At 55.5% G+C, this 17,584-nt stretch carries 17 protein-coding genes and 1 riboswitch; of the genes, 9 read left to right on the forward strand and 8 right to left on the reverse strand.

What is annotated here, in order from left to right; genetic code table 11:
• Positions 1-158 precede the first annotated feature (158 nt).
• The 4 genes from D0C27_RS16510 (at position 159) to D0C27_RS16525 (ending at position 2,984) form a co-directional block, all read left to right on the forward strand.
• Positions 159-578 (forward strand): lysozyme inhibitor LprI family protein, encoded by a 420-nt coding sequence (locus D0C27_RS16510; protein ID WP_137431331.1) that lies wholly within the window; start codon positions 159-161, stop codon positions 576-578.
• Positions 579-582: 4 nt separating this feature from the next.
• A complete protein-coding gene (locus D0C27_RS16515; protein ID WP_060186951.1) occupies positions 583-1,521 on the forward strand; it encodes a LysR substrate-binding domain-containing protein in 939 nt (312 codons plus the stop codon).
• Positions 1,522-1,666: 145 nt separating this feature from the next.
• Positions 1,667-2,542, forward strand: a complete 876-nt coding sequence (locus tag D0C27_RS16520) for a DMT family transporter (RefSeq protein ID WP_137431332.1) — start codon at positions 1,667-1,669, stop codon at positions 2,540-2,542.
• Positions 2,543-2,567: 25 nt separating this feature from the next.
• Positions 2,568-2,984 (forward strand): DoxX family protein, encoded by a 417-nt coding sequence (locus D0C27_RS16525; RefSeq protein WP_083053841.1) that lies wholly within the window; start codon positions 2,568-2,570, stop codon positions 2,982-2,984.
• 63 nt (positions 2,985-3,047) lie between these two features.
• On the opposite strand, the gene D0C27_RS16530 is transcribed toward D0C27_RS16525, so the two are convergent.
• Positions 3,048-3,992: a rhodanese-like domain-containing protein gene (locus D0C27_RS16530; protein WP_060186948.1), complete on the reverse strand. Its 945-nt coding sequence runs from the start codon at positions 3,990-3,992 to the stop codon at positions 3,048-3,050.
• 290 nt (positions 3,993-4,282) lie between these two features.
• Positions 4,283-4,372: riboswitch (glycine riboswitch) on the forward strand.
• Between the two features lie 378 nt (positions 4,373-4,750).
• Here D0C27_RS16530 and D0C27_RS16535 point away from each other — a divergent pair.
• The 4 genes from D0C27_RS16535 to dctP all read left to right on the forward strand — a co-directional run bounded on the left by D0C27_RS16535 (position 4,751) and on the right by dctP (position 9,470).
• Complete coding sequence (locus tag D0C27_RS16535; protein ID WP_088452440.1) at positions 4,751-6,157, forward strand: amino acid permease; 1,407 nt, start codon at positions 4,751-4,753, stop codon at positions 6,155-6,157.
• 384 nt (positions 6,158-6,541) lie between these two features.
• Complete coding sequence (locus tag D0C27_RS16540) at positions 6,542-7,042, forward strand: TRAP transporter small permease subunit (RefSeq protein ID WP_009458438.1); 501 nt, start codon at positions 6,542-6,544, stop codon at positions 7,040-7,042.
• The gene (locus tag D0C27_RS16545; RefSeq protein WP_035269167.1) at positions 7,032-8,354 is read left to right on the forward strand and encodes a TRAP transporter large permease; all 1,323 of its coding nucleotides are present in this window, start codon (positions 7,032-7,034) and stop codon (positions 8,352-8,354) included. The genes D0C27_RS16540 and D0C27_RS16545 overlap by 11 nt, the downstream gene beginning before the upstream one ends.
• An 18-nt stretch (positions 8,355-8,372) precedes the next feature.
• Positions 8,373-9,470: a TRAP transporter substrate-binding protein DctP gene (dctP, locus tag D0C27_RS16550; RefSeq protein WP_137431333.1), complete on the forward strand. Its 1,098-nt coding sequence runs from the start codon at positions 8,373-8,375 to the stop codon at positions 9,468-9,470.
• A gap of 92 nt (positions 9,471-9,562) precedes the next feature.
• On the opposite strand, the gene D0C27_RS16555 is transcribed toward dctP, so the two are convergent.
• From D0C27_RS16555 to D0C27_RS16585, 7 genes are all read right to left on the reverse strand, one after another.
• On the reverse strand, positions 9,563-10,585 hold the full coding sequence (locus tag D0C27_RS16555; RefSeq protein WP_240688269.1) for a cytochrome-c peroxidase: 1,023 nt from the start codon (positions 10,583-10,585) through the stop codon (positions 9,563-9,565).
• Positions 10,586-10,776: 191 nt separating this feature from the next.
• Positions 10,777-13,494 (reverse strand): TonB-dependent receptor, encoded by a 2,718-nt coding sequence (locus D0C27_RS16560; RefSeq protein WP_137431335.1) that lies wholly within the window; start codon positions 13,492-13,494, stop codon positions 10,777-10,779.
• A gap of 101 nt (positions 13,495-13,595) precedes the next feature.
• Positions 13,596-14,540 (reverse strand): FecR family protein, encoded by a 945-nt coding sequence (locus D0C27_RS16565; RefSeq protein ID WP_137431336.1) that lies wholly within the window; start codon positions 14,538-14,540, stop codon positions 13,596-13,598.
• On the reverse strand, positions 14,537-15,031 hold the full coding sequence (locus D0C27_RS16570) for an RNA polymerase sigma factor (protein WP_009458412.1): 495 nt from the start codon (positions 15,029-15,031) through the stop codon (positions 14,537-14,539). The genes D0C27_RS16565 and D0C27_RS16570 overlap by 4 nt, the downstream gene beginning before the upstream one ends.
• A 196-nt stretch (positions 15,032-15,227) precedes the next feature.
• Positions 15,228-15,572: a zinc ribbon domain-containing protein YjdM gene (locus tag D0C27_RS16575; RefSeq protein ID WP_009458410.1), complete on the reverse strand. Its 345-nt coding sequence runs from the start codon at positions 15,570-15,572 to the stop codon at positions 15,228-15,230.
• Entirely contained in the window at positions 15,569-15,751 is a 183-nt protein-coding gene (locus D0C27_RS16580) for a hypothetical protein (RefSeq protein WP_035269160.1), read from the reverse strand. Before D0C27_RS16580 ends, D0C27_RS16575 begins: the two co-directional genes overlap by 4 nt.
• Before the next feature lie 4 nt (positions 15,752-15,755).
• Positions 15,756-16,628: a LysR substrate-binding domain-containing protein gene (locus tag D0C27_RS16585; RefSeq protein WP_137431337.1), complete on the reverse strand. Its 873-nt coding sequence runs from the start codon at positions 16,626-16,628 to the stop codon at positions 15,756-15,758.
• A 104-nt stretch (positions 16,629-16,732) separates the two neighbouring features.
• On the opposite strand from D0C27_RS16585, the gene D0C27_RS16590 reads away from it, so the two are divergent.
• Positions 16,733-17,437, forward strand: a complete 705-nt coding sequence (locus D0C27_RS16590) for an SDR family oxidoreductase (RefSeq protein ID WP_060186934.1) — start codon at positions 16,733-16,735, stop codon at positions 17,435-17,437.
• The last annotated feature ends 147 nt before the right edge of the window (positions 17,438-17,584 follow it).

Consider the following 17,584-nt stretch of genomic DNA (forward strand, 5'->3'; position numbering starts at 1 on the left):
ATTTATGGAACCCTGTTATCACCCGGCAAAGCATCAGGCTTGCCGCCCTTTGTAGTAGGATTTACACCCTGCACCGAGCAAATGGGCAGTACGCACTGCATCTGGCGATTCAACTGAGCCTCATACGTTTATCAACGCCCACAAAACCGGAGACCCCCATGAAAAAAGCATTGAATACCGGCCTGATCGCTTTAGGACTGAGCTTGATGACAAGCGCCTCTTCCGTTCAGGCGGCCGACTGCGACAGCATGAGCAATCAAAATGCCATGAACCAGTGCTTTAGCAACGAGTACAAGAACTCGGACGCCGAACTGAACAAGCTCTACAAGGAAATCAGCCATCGTCTGAAAGATGATGCCGACACCCTCAAAGCCTTGCGTAACGCCCAACGGGCCTGGATCAGCTTCAAGGATGCAGAATGCGACTTTGCAGCGATCAACACCGAAGGCGGCAGCATTCACTCCATGCTGATCACCACTTGCCGGAACGAATTGACCCAGGCCCGTATCAAGAACTTCAACACCTACCTGTCCTGCGAAGAAGGCGATATGAGCTGCCCGGTTCCACCGGCCATGTAATGACATGCCCGACACCAAACACCCATCCACGCGCGATTTGAACGACCTTTACTACTTTGTACAGGTCGTGGACCACGGAGGATTTGCACCGGCCGGACGGGCTTTGGGCATCCCGAAATCCAAGCTAAGCCGACGCATCACCTTTCTGGAAGAATCCCTGGGTGTGCGTCTGATTCAGCGCTCCAGCCGCCATTTCAGCGTCACGGAAATTGGCCAGATGTACTACCAGCGCTGCGTAGCCATGCTGGTGGAAGCCGACTCCGCTCAGGACATCATCGAGCGCCATCGCAGCGAGCCGCAAGGCTCAGTACGCATCAGCTGCCCCCTGGCTTTGCTGGACTACGGCGTCAATGAATTGCTGGCCCGCTATATGGCGGCCTATCCGCAGGTCAAGCTGGAAGTGGAAAGCACCAACCGCCGCGTGGACGTGATTCGCGAAGGCTTTGATGTGGCCTTGCGCGTCCGCTTCCCTCCTTTGGAAGACAGCGGTCTGGTGATGAAAGTCCTGGGCGAGAGTACACAGTATCTGGTTGCCAGCCCGGCCCTGATCGAACGCATGGGCGGGCTGCCCAAGCTGGACCAATTAGGGAACTGGCCCGCCTTGAGCGACGAGCATCTGCAACGCAATCCCACCTGGCAACTGCAAACCGCAGAAAACACCCTGATGGACGTGCCCTACCAACCCCGTCTGGTCTGCGACGACCGCATGACTTTGCTGCAATCAGCCTTGCAGGGAATTGGCGTCGTTCAGATGCCGGCCATGCTGATCGCTCCGTACATGCAGGACGGCAGACTGGTGGATGTGGCCCCCGGCTGGAACCCCCGCTCTGGCGTGGTACATGCCGTCTTTCCTTCACGCCGAGGCCTGGTGCCTGCGGTACGCGCTCTGCTGGATTTTCTGGGCCAGGAGTTCGTCACTATTTTGCATACGCCCGCCCCCTGAATCCCTGCTGCAAATTACCCAAAGCCAGCTTCCAAGCAGTCGTTCTAATTATGGAACGCTGATGGCCATATTCATATCTATTCAAGCCATCGTTGCACTTATATAGTCTCTTCATCACACTATTCATGATGGGGAGTACATCAACATGAACGCCAAAATGGCTGCGGCCACCGCCGCTATTCTCTGGGGCTTTACCTACATTCTGACCACAACCTGGTTGCCACCTAATCCCTTGTTCCTGGCTGCTGTCCGGGCTTTGGGAGGCGCCATCGTCCTGCTGGCATTGGTACGCAGCCTGCCGCCCCGTGCCTGGTGGGGGCGCCTGGCCGTGCTGGGCACCCTGAACACCGGCCTGTTCTTTGGTCTGTTCTTTATCGCTGCCACCCGTCTGCCCGGTGGCGTGGCCGCCATCTTCCAGGCGCTGACACCACTGGCCACCATCTTTATCGCCTGGGGCATTTTGCGTGCTCGCCCTGCCCTAACGCGGATTGGAGCCGTTCTCTTGGGTGCGCTGGGCGTGTCGCTGGTTGTCCTGTCCAGCAATGCCACTCTGGATCTGATCGGCATTGCCGCCGCTTTGGGCAGCATGTTGTCCATTGCGACGGGCGGGGTCTTGATGAACAAATGGGGTGCGCCACCTATCCCTTTGCTGGGTTTTACCGGTTGGCAGCTCTTGATTGCCGGTGTGGAACTGAGTGTGGTTGTGCTGCTGACGCAGGACATTCCAAGCCATCTTATCCCTGTGCATTGGCTGGGCCTGTTCCTGCTGGCAACTGTACTGACGGCTGGTCCCTTCGCGCTGTGGTTCAGTGCCATCAAGCAACTGGGCGCCGTCACTGTTGCCCCCTTCATGCTGCTGGTGCCTGTGACCGCTTTTATTCTGGACGCGCTGATCAAGGGCATCTGGCCCACCACGCTGCAACTGGTGGGAGTGGCACTGGTCATGGGTGGACTGGTCTTGAGCCAGCAAACACTGGCCGTCGCACGCTCCACGCTGGAAGCATCTGTCCACAAGCCCTGAACGCCCCACCCAAGGAGGAGGCATCATGAACCACGTCATACAAGAATTACTGCGTTCACGAGTGTATTTTGTACTGGCTACTCTGCTCCTGACCTACATTTTCTGGTGGAGCGGTGTGAACAAGGTTTGGGACTTCAGCGCTGCAAAAAAGGAAATGGCCCACTTCGGACTGGAGCCCCAGGCTTTATTCGCCGTGCTGACTATCACAGTTCAATTGCTGGGCAGCTGGCTGATTATCAGCGCGAGTCGCCTGGCCTGGTTGGGAGCGCTGATGCTGAGTGTCTTTACTTTGTCCACGATTCCCCTGGCGCATCGGTTCTGGGAAATGCAGGGCTTGGAAGCCTTTCTGGAACAAGCTCTGGTGCAGGATCATATCAGTGTGATCGGCGGACTGGCGGTGGCCGCCGCTTTGGCCCATGCTTACCGGCAGGCGCGCCAGTAAGCGCGGTATCAAGCGTTCTTCTTGCAAAAACGGCAGACATGGTTTGATGTCTGCCGTTTTCCTTTACAGGGCCGGTTCGGGCTGATCAGGGTCGCGCTGTATATCAAAACCAGCGGCCCGCCAGGCTTCCAATCCGCCTTCCAAAGGGCGCACCCGACTATAGCCACTTTGCAGCAAGCGTTTGGACACCAAGGCCGCTGACACTTCATTGGGGCAATCGCAATACACAATAATTTCCCCGTCGGTAATCAGGTTCAATGTGGCCTCACCCAAGGCCAGGCTGATGGCCCCCGGAATACGTCCTTGCGCCTGCATCAGAGTCGAACGTACATCCACAATCGTGGGGGGCGTATCCGAGGACAGCATCTGGTGCAACTCTTGCACGCTGACACGCTCCATGCACAAGGATTTCATGAAGCGATGGCGCTGCCACCACTTTCTGGCAATGAATACCGCCAAAGCCAGCGCCAACAGGATTCCACCCACCACCCCCAGACTGATCAGCACATTCAGCAGCTCATCCACCGCCGAGCTGAACAAGGAGCCCAGGAACACGGCAGAACCGGCCCAGACCGTAGCCCCGATGATGTCGTAAAGCAGGAAGCTTCTTCTGGGCGTCCCCACCGTACCGGCCAACACACTGGCAATGGAAGCAAAGCCGGGTATGAACTTGGCCACCATCAAGGACGGTGCCCCCCAACGCATATAAATGGATTCGGTCTGCCGAATACAGGAGTCCGGCGACAGTGAGATTTTGCACAGCAAAGCCAGCAATTTGCCACCATAGCGTCGCCCAGCCAGGTACCAGCCGTAATCCGCAATCATCGCGCCCAGCACGGCAAAACCCAGCAAGCCCCACAGGCTGTAACCACCGGACTCGTGCAAGGCACCCGTTACCACCAACACCGGATAGGCCGGCACCGGCGCCCCTGCCTGCTCCACCAGGACATTGAAAAACACGATCAACAGACCGTGTTGCTCGATAAGTTGCAGAATCGATTCGACCATATTGCGAGGTACAAAAATTGCCAGACAGCCGATATTGTAGGCTGGTGTCGGCCGATTTCTGTTTCAACGCTAAAGCATTCCGGCATAGCTTCCATGCAAAAAACACGGTCCCTTTTAAGGGCATCTGGCCAGACTCGACGCCGCCACTTTCATCACGCCCCTGCACTATCCCCGAGGCTGGCTCTGCAGCCACAAAACCGCTCAACAAACAAGAACTATTCTCATTAAAAGCCTACAGGTTAACGCTAGTAGTCATCGCTTTTTACCTGTCTATACAATAGCGGCGTCAATAACGGTTCAGGTGAGAGTCTTCACTTTGATGAAGCGCCGACGGAGCAACGACCCCGGAATCTCTCAGGCAAAAGAATCCTGAACCTTTGACCATCTGGAGAGAGGCACACCCGTGCCCACCGAAGGGGACCATCGCGAACCGATGGATAAGCTCTCAGGTAAACGGACAGAGGGGGTACAGAGGCCATATGGCCTGTGTTCACCTATTCGTCCGGAGCCTATTTATGAGCAGATAGTCAGGCGCCTTTTCTGGCCGCCTGGCATACCACATCCCTATTCCCATTTTTAATCGCACACAGGTCTGTTTTGACATTTCATGTCGTCAGAACAAGGAGGACTGCTGTGCGCTCCTCAGCTTATCTAGATCGGCATCAAGAAAACCGTCCTTGAGGACGGGTTGTGCCCTTTGTTTTCTCGCAGCACAGTCATAATTACGCATTTGAACGAAAAAAAATTAGGAGAACAGTGTGTCTCAGCAACATTCATCTGGACTGCAGCGCTCGTTGAAAAACCGGCACCTGCAACTGATAGCAATTGGAGGCGCTATCGGTACAGGGCTATTTATGGGATCAGGCCGCACCATTAGCCTGGCCGGACCCTCGGTCTTGTTTACCTACATGATCATTGGGTTCTTTTTATTCTTTGTGATGCGGGCGATGGGGGAATTGCTCCTGCATAACCTGGAATACAAATCTTTTGTGGATTTCTCCGCCGATATTCTCGGGCCCACCATGGGTTACTTTTTGGGCTGGAGTTATTGGTTCTGCTGGGTGGTGATTGGTATTGCGGATATTGTCGCCATTACCGGCTATACCCAGTTCTGGTGGCCGGACATTCCGCTCTGGTTACCCGGCCTGGCGTGTATCGCCTTCTTGCTGATCTTTAACCTGCTGTCGGCCAAATTGTTTGGCGAGCTGGAGTTCTGGTTTGCCCTGGTCAAGATCATCGCCATTGTGGCCCTGATTGGTGTGGGTGCTTACCTGCTGTTCACCGGCTTTGTCGGCCCAACCGGCGAAAAAGCCAGCCTGACCCACTTGTGGGATCGCGGCGGCATGTTCCCCAATGGCCTGCATGGTTTCTTTGCGGCCTTCCAGATCGCCATCTTTGCCTTCGTAGGGATCGAGCTGGTGGGTACGGCCTCGGCTGAAACGGCTGACCCTGCCAAGAACCTGCCCAAAGCCATCAACAAGATTCCCGTTCGCGTGATTGTGTTCTACGTGCTGGCCCTGACCGCCATCATGACCGTCACCCCCTGGGACATTGTGGCGCCCAACAAGAGCCCGTTTGTAAACATGTTCTTGCTGATTGGCGTGGGTGCCGCAGCAGCCATTATCAACTTTGTAGTGCTGACCTCGGCCCTGTCGTCGGCCAATAGTGGCATGTTCTCGACCGGTCGCATGTTGTACGGTCTGTCCAAGAACAAGCTGGCTCCTGAAGCCTTCAGCCAGTTGTCGCGTAACGGCACTCCCCGCAATGGTCTGATCTATTCGTGCGCCCTCTTGCTGTCCAGCCTGTTCCTGCTTTATGCAGAAGGCGACGTCATGCGCGTGTTCACGATTGTGACAACGGTAGCCAGCATCTGCTTTATCTTTGTCTGGGCCGTGATTCTGATCACCTACCTGAAGTACCGTCGCATTCGTCCTGAGGCCCATGCTGCATCGAGCTACAAAATGCCCTTTGCGATTCCCATGTGCTATCTGACCCTGGCGTTCTTTGCCTTTGCGCTGTACTTGTTCAGCCAGGAAGAAGAAACTCTGATCGGTCTGATTGCGACGCCTTTCTGGTTCCTGGCCCTGTTCCTGTGCCTGCCTTTCTACAAGAAACGCATGAAGCAGAATCTGGCCCTGGGCCTGGCGGCGCAAAGCGTACGCTAAGTTGTGATGGGCACAACACGGTTCTACCAAGAACCGTGTTGCCGCAGTCGGGTCTGGCCTCGTTCTACAAAACCTGGCTGGCACACACTGGCAACACTCCACCTTGCTGTCCCTGGACAGCAGATCTGGAACGAGGCTGGAGCCCGGCAGCAAAAAGCCACCCAAACGGGTGGCTTTTTTCATGCTCATTGTCGCCCCGAAAGTCTGGCTTTCACCTTCAGGCCCAGCACGATTTCCCAAGAAAATCACCCTTATTTACGCCTTATTACCCTTAATTATTAAACTCAAGTTTACGTAAGGGTAAACCCAAGTTGTGGCGCTTTAGAGCTTACTCATAGACTAAACCCGGTGTGTGGCCAATAAAAACGTACAAAAGGGACAAGCATGGTTTTGCGTCTAATCGACTCAATCAATGAATGGATAGGAAAGCTCATTTCCTTTATTGCCATCATTTTCTCCGCCATTATTATTTACGAAGTGTTCATGCGCTATGTGATGAATCAGCCCACTCGCTGGACTTTTGACGTCACCAAGCAGCTATATGGGTTCTACTTTCTGATGCTGGGCGCCTACGCACTTAAACATCAGGCCCATGTCCGGGTGGATTTGCTGATCAACCGCTTTTCCCCCACCGTTCGCAAATGGACCGAGATTGCGGGTTATCTGATTTTCTTCTTCCCTTTTGCCTGGGTATTTCTGACACGCAGCTACGACTTCGCCATGCGCTCGCTGGCGCAAGGCGAAACCACGTACGGCGCAGTACAGTTGCCCGTCTATCCCTTGAAGATGTCCATGGTCCTGGCCGCCGCGCTTTTGCTGCTCCAGGGCATTGCTGAAGTTATTCGTTTGTTGACCCAGAAGGAAGCCGCTCACCATGACGCCTGAACTGATTGCACTTGTCATGGGTGGCCTGCTCCTGCTTGGGCTATTCATGGGCCATCCCTTGGCCTTTGTTCTGGGCAGCACAGCCGTTATCGGTGCGCTGGTCGCGGGAAAACCCATGGTTCTGGGCATTGTCGTCAACCGCATTTACGGCGATGTTCTGGACAACTACACCCTGATCGCCATTCCTTTATTCATCCTGATGGCGCGCTTTCTGTCCGACTCGGAAGTGACTGACAAGATGTTCGAAGCCTTGCGCCTGCTCATGTCCCGCGTTCGTGGCGGGCTGGCACTGGCCGTGGTGTTCATCTCCATCCTTCTGGCGGCCACCACCGGCATTATTGGCGCCTCCATTACCGTTACCGGCATGATGGCCTTGCGCCCCATGCTGCGCTACGGCTACTGCCCCAAGCTGACCACCGGTGTTATTGCGGCCTCCGGCTGTCTGGGCATTCTGATTCCACCGTCCATCATGTTGATCCTGATGGCCAGCTACTCTCCCCTGTCCATCGGTGAATTGTTCGCCGGCGCATTGATACCGGGTGTCCTGCTGGGCCTGCTGTATGCCGTCTGGGTCGTGTTTGTTGCATGGCGTCACCCGGAACGTGCCCCCTCGGTGGAGCCTGATGAAAAGATCTCCAAGCCCGCCTTGATCCGCATGCTGCTGGTGGAAGCCGTGCCACCCATCTTTCTTATTCTGGGCATTCTGGGTTCCATGCTGGCCGGTATTGCAACGGCCACCGAAGCCTCGGCCATTGGGGTATTGCTGTCCCTGCTGATTGTTATTTTCCGGGGCAAGTTCAAATGGTCCATTTTCCTGAATGCGCTTTACGAAACGGGCCGTACTTCCTCCATGATCTTATTTATCGTGGTGGGTGCCACCGCCTTTACCGGCGTCTTTAATATCACCGGCGGTCTGGGTGCCGCACAGGATCTGATGCGTGGCCTGGATATGGAACCCTGGCTACTTATCGTGGTGATGCTGCTGATTATTTTTGTGCTGGGCTGCTTTCTGGACTGGACCGGTATTGTCCTGCTTTCCTTCCCGATTCTGTTGCCCATTGTGCAAGAGATGGGCATCAGCCTGCTGTGGTTTGTGATTCTGGTCGCCGTGGTTTTGCAGACCTCTTTCCTGACCCCTCCCTTTGGTTATGCACTGTTTTATTTGCGGGCCATTACGCCCAAATCCGTCAAAACCATGGAGATCATTACCGGGGTCATTCCATTCATTGGCCTGATTATTTTGATGTGCATCTTGCTGGCCATTTTCCCTGGCCTGGCCACTTGGCTACCCACCGTCTTGTACGGAACTTAAATAAAACAAGGAGACACCATGAAGCTAACAAAGAAGGCACTCTTCGCCTTGAGCGGCTTTGCCCTGCTGGGCATGACAAGCCTGAGCCAGGCGGCACAGAAGTGGACCATGACCAGTACCTGGCCCGCTTCGATCGAACTGGTCGAACTGGACAAGAAATGGGTAGAGCTGGCTAACAAGCTGGTCGGTGATGAGCTGAAGATCGAGTTCTTTGAAGGCGGCGCACTGGTTCCAACCGGCGAAGTCTTCAGCGCGGTGGAGTCCGGCACCATACAAGCCGGAGCCGACTGGCCAGGCTATTGGGCCGGCCGCAACCCGGCTTTCTCCCCTTTAGGAACACACTCCAGCCTGTTCAACGCGGTTGACTACGCAAACTGGATCAAGGAATGGGGTGGCGCCGAGCTTTATAACGAGATCTACGGCAAGTACGGCATGGTGTACCTCCCCTACGCCATCACCAATAACGAATCCGGCTTCCATACCAATGTGCCGATTCGCAACCTGGAAGAAATCAAGGGCAAGCGTCTGCGCCTCTCTGGCCTCGAACAAGGCAAGGTGCTGGAAAAAATTGGTGGTACGCAGGTGTCCATGGCTGGCCAGGAACTGTATCAATCGCTTGAGCGTGGCGTGATCGAGGGAGCCGAGTTCTCCACTCCGAACGTGGACGTTTCTGCCGGGCTGCATCAGGTCACCAAGCACTGGACCACGCCGGGTTGGCACCAGTCCGCTTCCGTGTTTGGCGTCATGATCAATAAAACCGCCTGGGATGCGCTCAGTGATTCGGCCAAGGAGAAACTGCAAATTGCCGCCGACGCCACCATGATGTGGTCCATTGCTTTTACAGAGAAAAAAGCGACGGAAGGTCTGCGCACCTTCCAGAAAGCTGGCGTGGAAATCCACCGCATGGATGATGAAAGCCTGAAGACTATTCAGCAAGTCACCAACGAGGTGATGATTTCCATGGCCTGCAGCAACCCTGATGCGGCCAAGGTATATGCCAGCCAGATGGAGTATCTGCATGACTACAAGGACTGGCGCGAAACCTCCATGCCCTTCAATCTGGGACGTCCGATTGATGGCCCGGATCTGGAGAAAATCAAAGCCTGCCTGAAATAAAACGCCCTCCTCCAGTGAGCTTAAAAGCGATAGTGGTCCGCCACTATCGCTTTTTTATGCGCCCCGCAATTAAGTCTGAATCGCTTTGATCGCTACAGGACCTGCAGAAAGGCCAGCAAAGCCTGAAGTTCCTCATCGCTCAAGTTCAAGACCTGTATCCGTTCCGATTTACGCGGCACCAAAAGCCCGGTTTCTTTGGGGTCCGGCCCCATTGCCACGTCATACATACGCAACAGGCCATCCAGGGTGGGGAACAAACCGTTATGCATCCAGGGACCTGCCTTGGCAACATTGCGCAGGCTGGGTGTTCGGAACAGCCCCAGATCCGCAGGGTCTCGGGTCCATTCAAATCGTCCCAGATCCTGCAAGCGACGCCCATAAAAAGACAGACCGATATTGTGAAAACCGTTGTCTGTCAGCATGGGACCGTTATGGCAATTCATGCAGCGCGCCTTGGTACGAAACAAGTGCAGGCCGATCAGTTCCTGATCATTCAAGGCAGCCGTATCCCCGGCGATAAAATCATCAAAGCGCGTTGCTGCCGGGCGAATGGTAACTACATAGGCGGCCAAGGCACGGGCCAATCGGTCGACGTCGATGGGATTAGATGAGGATGCGCCATAGGCCTGTTGAAATGCCTGTCTATAGTCTTCTGAGTCCTGCAAACGTGGGATCAAGTCACTCAAGGCATGGTTCATTTCTACCGGGTTTTCTATGGGGCCGACAACTTGCTCCTGCAAGGTTCGAGCACGGCCATCCCAGAACAGATCTTTAGCAAAAGGCGCAGCAAACAAGGGTGGAGTACGGCGCTTGCCCATCAAGCCGTCCTCCCCTACCGCTGATGCCTTGCCATCGGTAAAGGACTTGTCGGGCTGATGACAGGACGCACAGGAGATCTGTTTTTTACGCGACAGCTGCGTGTCAAAAAACAATCGGGCGCCCAAGGAGACGATCTGCGTGTTCCTGGCATCCTCTGCCGCCTCGGGCTGGGCGCTGGAGCCCGGCCCAGGCACGGGCCCCCACTCTTGCCAGGGCTGCCCCGGATCAATAGTGGGCGCAGGCCATTGAGCGGGGACATTTTTATAGAGGGCGCGTAGACACCTGGCCTCAAGCATGTCCTTAGCTCCACAGGATTGCTCTGTTGTCTCCGACGCGGAAAGCCCCGTAGTGACCACAGGAGCAGAAGCTAAACCTGAGCCAAGCTTCTGGTCCGCTCCTGTCTCCACTCCCCCCGCCGCGCAGGCTGCCCCTGACAGCACTGTTGCCAGTGCTACCATCAGCAAACTTGCGCCCGCTCGTCCTCCTGTTAATACCGGTAGGAAGCGCGCAGCCACAACTCTCGTCCTGTGCGATAAAGGTTAGGGTTCAGCACGGAGGTCGGTGTCGAGACCACCACTGGCGCTTGCTTATCCAGCACGTTCAGCACATCCAGCCCCAGGCCCAGACCTTTAAGCATGGCTGGCTCCCAGTCCAGACGCATATCCCAGGTCCAATAGGAACCGACCCGACCGGATTCATACTTCTCCAGCCCATCACCCCGATTCAGACCCACATAGTGCACATCCATGCGAGCGCTGTTCCAATTGATCCGGTTGTTCATCTGCAAGCCATACCGCGCCCACATGCCGGTTACGCCAGCGCTGACTCGCCAAGGCAGGTTGTAGTCCCCCACTGGACGATCACCACGGCGTATCAGGTCGCCGTTGTAATAGATGTTCTCCTCCTGTGCCTCGGCTTCACCGTCATAACCGTCGGCCAACTTGTTATTACGCTTGCTGTGCTGATAGGTCACATCCACACGCCCCGTCCACAAGCTCTCGCCCAAGGTCCAAGGGGCCGTGTTCATCAAACTCAAGGTAACAGCATCGGTTTTGGACTTGCCATTATTGGTGTAGGTGTAGCCTGTCTTCGCCAGCCCTTCGATAGAGACTTGTTGACGGCCATAGCGGCGCACATAGGCCAGTTCGGCGGCCACTTTGTTCGTCAGCTGTTGCTGCAAACGCAAGGCCCACTCGTCGTCATACGGGGTTTTCAGGCCATCCAGCTTGTAGGCCGTGTGCGAAGGACGGTCTACCGGATTGCCTCCCGTCACCAGCAAGGTGTGCAGTTGGCTCTTGCGCTCGCGCATGGCAATTCCAAGAATATCCATGCCGTAATAGCGCGACCAGCCACCCGACAGACGGGTTTCACCCGTTCCCAGCACATCCCATTCCAGCAAGGTGCGCGGAGCCAGATTGGTATTGCCAAAGTAATTGTCCTTATCCATGCGCAAGCCCGTTGTCAGGGCCAGACGCTGCCAGGACATGCGGTCCGATACATAAACGGACGCATTGGTATAGCTGACGCCCACCTCTCCAGCGCGGTAATAATTCAAGACCTGAACCTTGCTGGGCTGCCCATCGCTGTAATGGCGTTTCTGCCCCCCGTAGGCATCCCGATCTCGGACAAACTCTCCCTTGGTATGGGCCAGCTCAAAACCTACGTAGGGCGTATGTTCGATTGCCCCGGTCTGAAACGGCTTGAACTCCAGTCGGGTCTTCATGGTCAGATTGCGTTGCTCGGTAGACTCCTGCCCGAAACCACCGCTGATATAGGTGTAGTCGGGACGGCCATTGGGCAGAAACACCATATTGACCATATATTCCGTGCCGTCTGAATTACGGTAGCTGTTCATCTGGTCGTAACCCAGCTGAACCCGCCCTTGCCCCCAACCAAAGTCATGGTTCAGGTCGAAACCCAGACCATAGGCTTTTTGTTGATGCTGCCACTGAACACGATTGGCCATCATGCCGGAATCGACCAGATCCTCGCGCCGGTCCGCGTACTTGAAGGTCAAGGCGGAATCCGTGCTGGCACTCCAACGGGTATGGACTTTGGCAAACACATTATCGACACGGTCTTTGGAGTTCGTATTCACATCACTGAACTCCTTCTCGTGCAAGACCCGCATGGTGCGATCAATGCTGGATTCACGCCGGGACACATTGATCAAGGCCGAGGTATTGTCCGTAATACCCACATCCAGCATGGCGGACGAAAAACGCTTGGTCCAGGCAGGGGTAAAACCCGGTTCGCCTGCCCCAAACTTTTTCTTTTGCTCTTCAGGTACAGTCTGGGAGGTCAACCCGGAGGAGTTGTAGCTGAAGTCCGCACGGAAGCTGTTATTGCCCTTGGGATCACGCACCTTGGCATCGACCACGCCCCCAGTGAAGCGGCCGTATTCCACGGGAATGCTGCTATCGAGCACCGTCACGCTTTCCAGCATATTCGTGTCCAGGTTGTAGGCCTGGGAGTAGGCGGGCACATTGCCTACCTGCAAATTCAAATTGCGGCTGGCAGGGTCAATCTGATTGGTGGAGCTGATGCCATCAATCTGGAACTGATTCTGGAACGGACTAGCCCCGTAAAAGCTGATATCTTCCAGCGCCAGAGAGCCACGGTTGGCACTGGTTTTTGCGGCCTCGTTCTGACGCACGGCCGGGTTATCGGCCAGAAGGCTGGACAGATCACGGTTACCTGCAGCACGTTGATCCAGTTCCTCGCGGGTATAGTTGCGTTCACCAACACGCTGGCCTTGTACACGGACGGGCTCCAGCACGGACAAACCTTTGGCAACAGTAGCCGTCACAATCGTATAGCGCTGATCGCCCTGGGCTCTGGCCGCCAGTCCCCAAGGGGCCAGTAAGGTATCCAAGGCCTGCTCAACCGTCAGTTCGCCTTGCAAGGCTACGGCTCGCTTTTCCCGAACCTGTCCCGGTGAAAACGCGATCTCCACCTGGGCCAGACGGCCAATTTGCAAAAGTGCATCCGCCAAAGGCTGAGAGGCCATATCCAGCACAATAGGCCCGGCAGCGTGTGCCGGCATGGGCTGCATCACGAGCAAAACACCGGCCATCAAGAAAGCCAGTTGCCCCTGCTTGAAGCGCGAGCCTTGGGAAGAAGAAAGAGACTTGGTTGTCACGCCGGGGCGAGCTTGCCTGCGCAAGGCAAAAAGAGACGGCGTGTCCTGCAAAGCGCACTTCATGATTGAGCATCCTATGTAAACAACTACCCTCAGGACGCTGTGCTACCCCTCTCCCCTCACCCCTGATTGCCATCGTATTTTTTAATTGTTAATAATTATCATTAGTAAATAACTATAAGTCCTGGTAACTCCTTGATTTGCAAGCCTTGGCCCGAGGTCAGCAAGTTCAGGGCAGCGGCTGGGCGAGCCGCTTGCACCACACCGGACACTCGCATTGAGCCCGCCTGCTCGCTGCCAATCCAGATCACTCGATGTGTGTATTCGCCCAACTGGCGGGCTACGTCCCGCAAGCTGACATCATCAAAGCTCAACAAACCGTTGGTCCAGGCCGGTGCCGCTTCCGCTTGAGTGGAAGCCGTAGACTGAGCCAACTGCGCCCGCAGTTGCCCGCCCGCTACCGTGGCGCTATCCCCCGGCTGCAAGATTACTGGCTGCGAGCTCTCGCAAGACTGGCACTGCACCTGCACGGTATGTTCGTATACCGCCACGGCGCTGATCTGATCTTTAAGGCTGACCTCGTAGCGCGTTCCCAAAGCCGTCGCTTGTGCCGGACCGGCCTGCACGGTGAACGGACCTGTCTGGGGCGAAGCAGGCACCACCTGGAAGAAGGCACGCCCCGACTCCACGCTGACTTGTCGTTGGCCATTTTCAAAATTCAGACGCACACGAGTCTGTGCGTCCAGAATCGCCACCGAACCATCAGGCAAACTCAACTGAGTGATCTCCACCCCGCTGCGGATCGAGCCTTGCAGCTCAAACATCTGCCAGGCGTAAAAAGACGCACCCATCAAGACACAGGCACTGGCCAGGGTTTTGACGCGTGACTTTCTCTTTTTACGGGCGATAGGCAACACCGAAACCTGATCCAGCCTCCGCCAACTGGCTGCCAAGGCATCGTAGGTTTGGGCATGCAACGGATCGGCTTCATACCAGGCGTCGAACTGGGCCTGGGCGTCCGGCTCCAGCTTGGTGCCTTCTTTGCGCACCACCCAGCGGGCGGCGTCTTCGTCTACACGGCTCCAGGCCGAATCTGACTGCGCGTTCATACTGCGGAATTAAAGACTTGGTGCGCCACCAGCAAAATGCGCATCATGTGTTTCTCAATCGTGCTCTCGGACACTGACAACTTCTGGGCGATCTGCGCGTAGCTCATCTCTTCACAGCGATGCATCATGAAAATCCGCACACTGCGCTGGGACTGGGCCATCAAGGCCTGCTCCAGGCGCTGCAAGGTTTCCTTGGCCAGCACTTCCTCATACGTATCCGGGGCATGGTGATGGGCGACACTCAAGGCATAGCCATCGAAAGCAGCCTGCTCACGTGTTTGACGCCGATACCAGTCCGCCACAATATTGGCAGCCACTCTGAACACATAAGCCCGGTGGTTGTCTGCCGTGACCTGCTTGCCCTTCTCCAGTAAACGCAGCCAGGTGTCATGCGCGCAATCTTGCGCCAGTTCAGAGCAGTGAGTACGCCTGCGCAGATAGCGGATCAAATCCGGGTAATGGGTCAGGAACGCCGCCGTCAGCTTGGACATAGAGACAATCAGGTTAATAACTAATTAATAATCATTCTCATTATTATATACACGTCCGGCGCCTTGTTTGCTACTACCTGCCATCAATACGCTAGCTGATAGTTGCTGTCGCCTGGATGCCTTATTCTGTCTGCAGACATAAAAAAAGCGCAGCGTGTCTATACGCTGCGCCTGCAAAAAAACCAAGTTTGGGTACTTAGGCTTTCTTCAAATACATGGCCTTCAACAAGTAGCTGATGCCATCAATTTTGCAATCGACTTCGTGGTCACCACGAACCAGACGTATGCCTTTGGCCTTGGCACCTTTCTTCAAGGTGCTGGAGCCTTTGACCTTCAAGTCGCGGATCAGAATCACATCGTCACCCGCGGCCAGCAAGTTACCGTTGCTGTCTTTAACGATCAGCTCATCGTCATCGGTGTCTGATTCGGCAGCCGGGTCCGCATCTTGCCATTCATAGCCGCAATCGGCACATACCCATTGCTCCGTGTCATGGTAGGTATTTTCCAAGGTGCACTGAGGACAGGGAAGCGGTGTGCTCATATTTTTTTCCTGTAAAAAGCTGGGTGCTGCTGCACCAGAAGTGCGGCCAGTTTAGCCTTTTGCATCCGGAAGACCAAAAACGCAAGATTCACATCAACCATGGCAATGGGCTTGCGGCCAAGCCGTACCTCATTCATAGCAACGTCAGCCCCCTTAAAAAGGGCAAACAAGCTGCGCATCAGGCTACAGAATTAACAATCTCTTCAAACACCAATCCCATACTGCCTCCACCGACTGTCTGACCGGGGCTGATCGCTTGCGTACCAGATAGAAATCCGGCCCTAAAGCCCCTGCTTCCGCCACCTGAACCAAACGCCCAGCGGCCAGATCTGTTGCCACAAAAGCCCTGCACGCCAAAGCCACACCTTGACCCGCCATGGCTGCATCCAATGCCAGCGTTGTCTGGTTGAACACCGGGCCCGGCAATCTGCCACTGCCTTTCAAAAACGTAGCCCAATGATCGTGAGCATCATGCAATAAAGGTAAAGCACTCAGTTGCTCAATCGACAATGGAAGCGTCATGTTCCCTATCAAACGAGGACTGGCCACGGCCACCAGATCCTGACGAAACAGCAGTTGGGCCTCCAGATCCGGAGCAAACGGTGGACGAGTCAGGCGCACGGCAATATTAACCTGATCGCGCTCAAAATCCGACAAGGCCTCGGTTGCCACGGTACGCAGCTCCACATCGGGCAAGACCGCTTGCAAATCCCCCAGGCGGGGAATCAGCAATTTGGCCGCCACCGTGGGCGTGACGCTGATCGTGACTGTATCGGGGCGCACCAACAAGTGCCCTGTTGCATCAGCCAAAGTGTCAAAAGCACGAGTCACCTCGGCCAAATAGGCCGCGCCCGCTAAAGTCAGCTGCAAACCACGCGGATGACGCTGAAACAGCGCCAGCCCCAGATGCTCTTCCAAGGCCCGAACTTGCTGGGCGACCGCACCTTGAGTCACGCCCAGCTCATCAGCAGCGGCACGGAAACTCAAACGACGGCCAGACACTTCAAAAGCACGCAAGGCATTGAGCGGAGGCAATGAACGGCGAGATTTCATCATTATTCTGACAGTAGTTTTTCTACATCCTGGAAGGTTTATTTATCGCATGATTTTTCCATTTACAGCTGAAATAATAGTATTAATCTCAGCACACGGAGGCTCTCATGACTGTAGAAAAAGTAGCACTGATTAGCGCAGGCGGCTCGGGCATGGGCGCCGCTGCGGCCCGCAGGCTGGCTCAAGATGGTTATCGCGTCGCCATCCTGTCCTCGTCCGGCAAGGGCGAGGCACTAGCTAAAGAACTGGGCGGGGTGGGCCTGACTGGCTCGAATCAATCTAACGAAGATCTACAGCGCCTGGTTGACCTGGCCATGCAGCGCTGGGGGCGTATCGACGCCCTGGTCAGCTCCGCCGGACACGGTCCACGCGGCCCGGTTCTGGAGATCAGCGACGAAGACTGGCATAAGGGCATGGATGTCTACTTTCTGAATGCCGTGCGTCCAGCACGACTGGTAGCGCCCATCATGGCCGCGCAAGGTGGTGGGGCTATTGTGAATATTTCTACAGCCTGGGCGTTTGAGCCTGCGGAGATGTTCCCCACTTCGGCGGTATTCCGCGCCGGGCTGGCCAGCTTCACCAAGATTTTTGCAGACAGCTATGCAGCCAAGAATGTACGCATGAACAACGTGCTGCCTGGCTGGATTGATAGCCTGCCGGCGACCGAAGAACGGCGAGAAAGCGTGCCTATGGGACGTTATGGAAAAGCCGAGGAAATTGCCGCGACAATTGCGTTTTTGTTGTCGGATGGGGCTGGCTACATTACGGGACAGAACATCAAGGTGGATGGTGGGCTGACTCGGTCAGTGTGAACTGCCAAGCGCTGAGCTGACTGGCTGTATTCACACTAAGGCCGCTGTGCGCACACTAACCAAGGGCCTTATGGGATCCATGAGTTCAATCCAGCAGCTGAGGCATAAACCAGCAAAGCAGTAATCATGTCTTGACGCAATGCTACG

This window comes from Alcaligenes faecalis, from assembly GCF_005311025.1.
Classification (GTDB): domain Bacteria; phylum Pseudomonadota; class Gammaproteobacteria; order Burkholderiales; family Burkholderiaceae_B; genus Alcaligenes; species Alcaligenes phenolicus.

Bases quoted from the DNA above. Each gene is read 5' to 3' on its own strand.
- D0C27_RS16510 (WP_137431331.1), top strand. From the start codon at position 159: ATGAAAAAAGCATTGAATACCGGCCTGATCGCTTTAGGACTGAGCTTG.
- D0C27_RS16515 (WP_060186951.1), top strand. From the start codon at position 583: ATGCCCGACACCAAACACCCATCCACGCGCGATTTGAACGACCTTTAC.
- D0C27_RS16520 (WP_137431332.1), top strand. From the start codon at position 1,667: ATGAACGCCAAAATGGCTGCGGCCACCGCCGCTATTCTCTGGGGCTTT.
- D0C27_RS16525 (WP_083053841.1), top strand. From the start codon at position 2,568: ATGAACCACGTCATACAAGAATTACTGCGTTCACGAGTGTATTTTGTA.
- D0C27_RS16530 (WP_060186948.1), bottom strand. From the start codon at position 3,992: ATGGTCGAATCGATTCTGCAACTTATCGAGCAACACGGTCTGTTGATC.
- D0C27_RS16540 (WP_009458438.1), top strand. From the start codon at position 6,542: ATGGTTTTGCGTCTAATCGACTCAATCAATGAATGGATAGGAAAGCTC.
- D0C27_RS16545 (WP_035269167.1), top strand. From the start codon at position 7,032: ATGACGCCTGAACTGATTGCACTTGTCATGGGTGGCCTGCTCCTGCTT.
- dctP (WP_137431333.1), top strand. From the start codon at position 8,373: ATGAAGCTAACAAAGAAGGCACTCTTCGCCTTGAGCGGCTTTGCCCTG.
- D0C27_RS16555 (WP_240688269.1), bottom strand. From the start codon at position 10,585: ATGCTTGAGGCCAGGTGTCTACGCGCCCTCTATAAAAATGTCCCCGCT.
- D0C27_RS16560 (WP_137431335.1), bottom strand. From the start codon at position 13,494: ATGAAGTGCGCTTTGCAGGACACGCCGTCTCTTTTTGCCTTGCGCAGG.
- D0C27_RS16565 (WP_137431336.1), bottom strand. From the start codon at position 14,540: ATGAACGCGCAGTCAGATTCGGCCTGGAGCCGTGTAGACGAAGACGCC.
- D0C27_RS16570 (WP_009458412.1), bottom strand. From the start codon at position 15,031: ATGTCCAAGCTGACGGCGGCGTTCCTGACCCATTACCCGGATTTGATC.
- D0C27_RS16575 (WP_009458410.1), bottom strand. From the start codon at position 15,572: ATGAGCACACCGCTTCCCTGTCCTCAGTGCACCTTGGAAAATACCTAC.
- D0C27_RS16580 (WP_035269160.1), bottom strand. From the start codon at position 15,751: ATGCGCAGCTTGTTTGCCCTTTTTAAGGGGGCTGACGTTGCTATGAAT.
- D0C27_RS16585 (WP_137431337.1), bottom strand. From the start codon at position 16,628: ATGATGAAATCTCGCCGTTCATTGCCTCCGCTCAATGCCTTGCGTGCT.
- D0C27_RS16590 (WP_060186934.1), top strand. From the start codon at position 16,733: ATGACTGTAGAAAAAGTAGCACTGATTAGCGCAGGCGGCTCGGGCATG.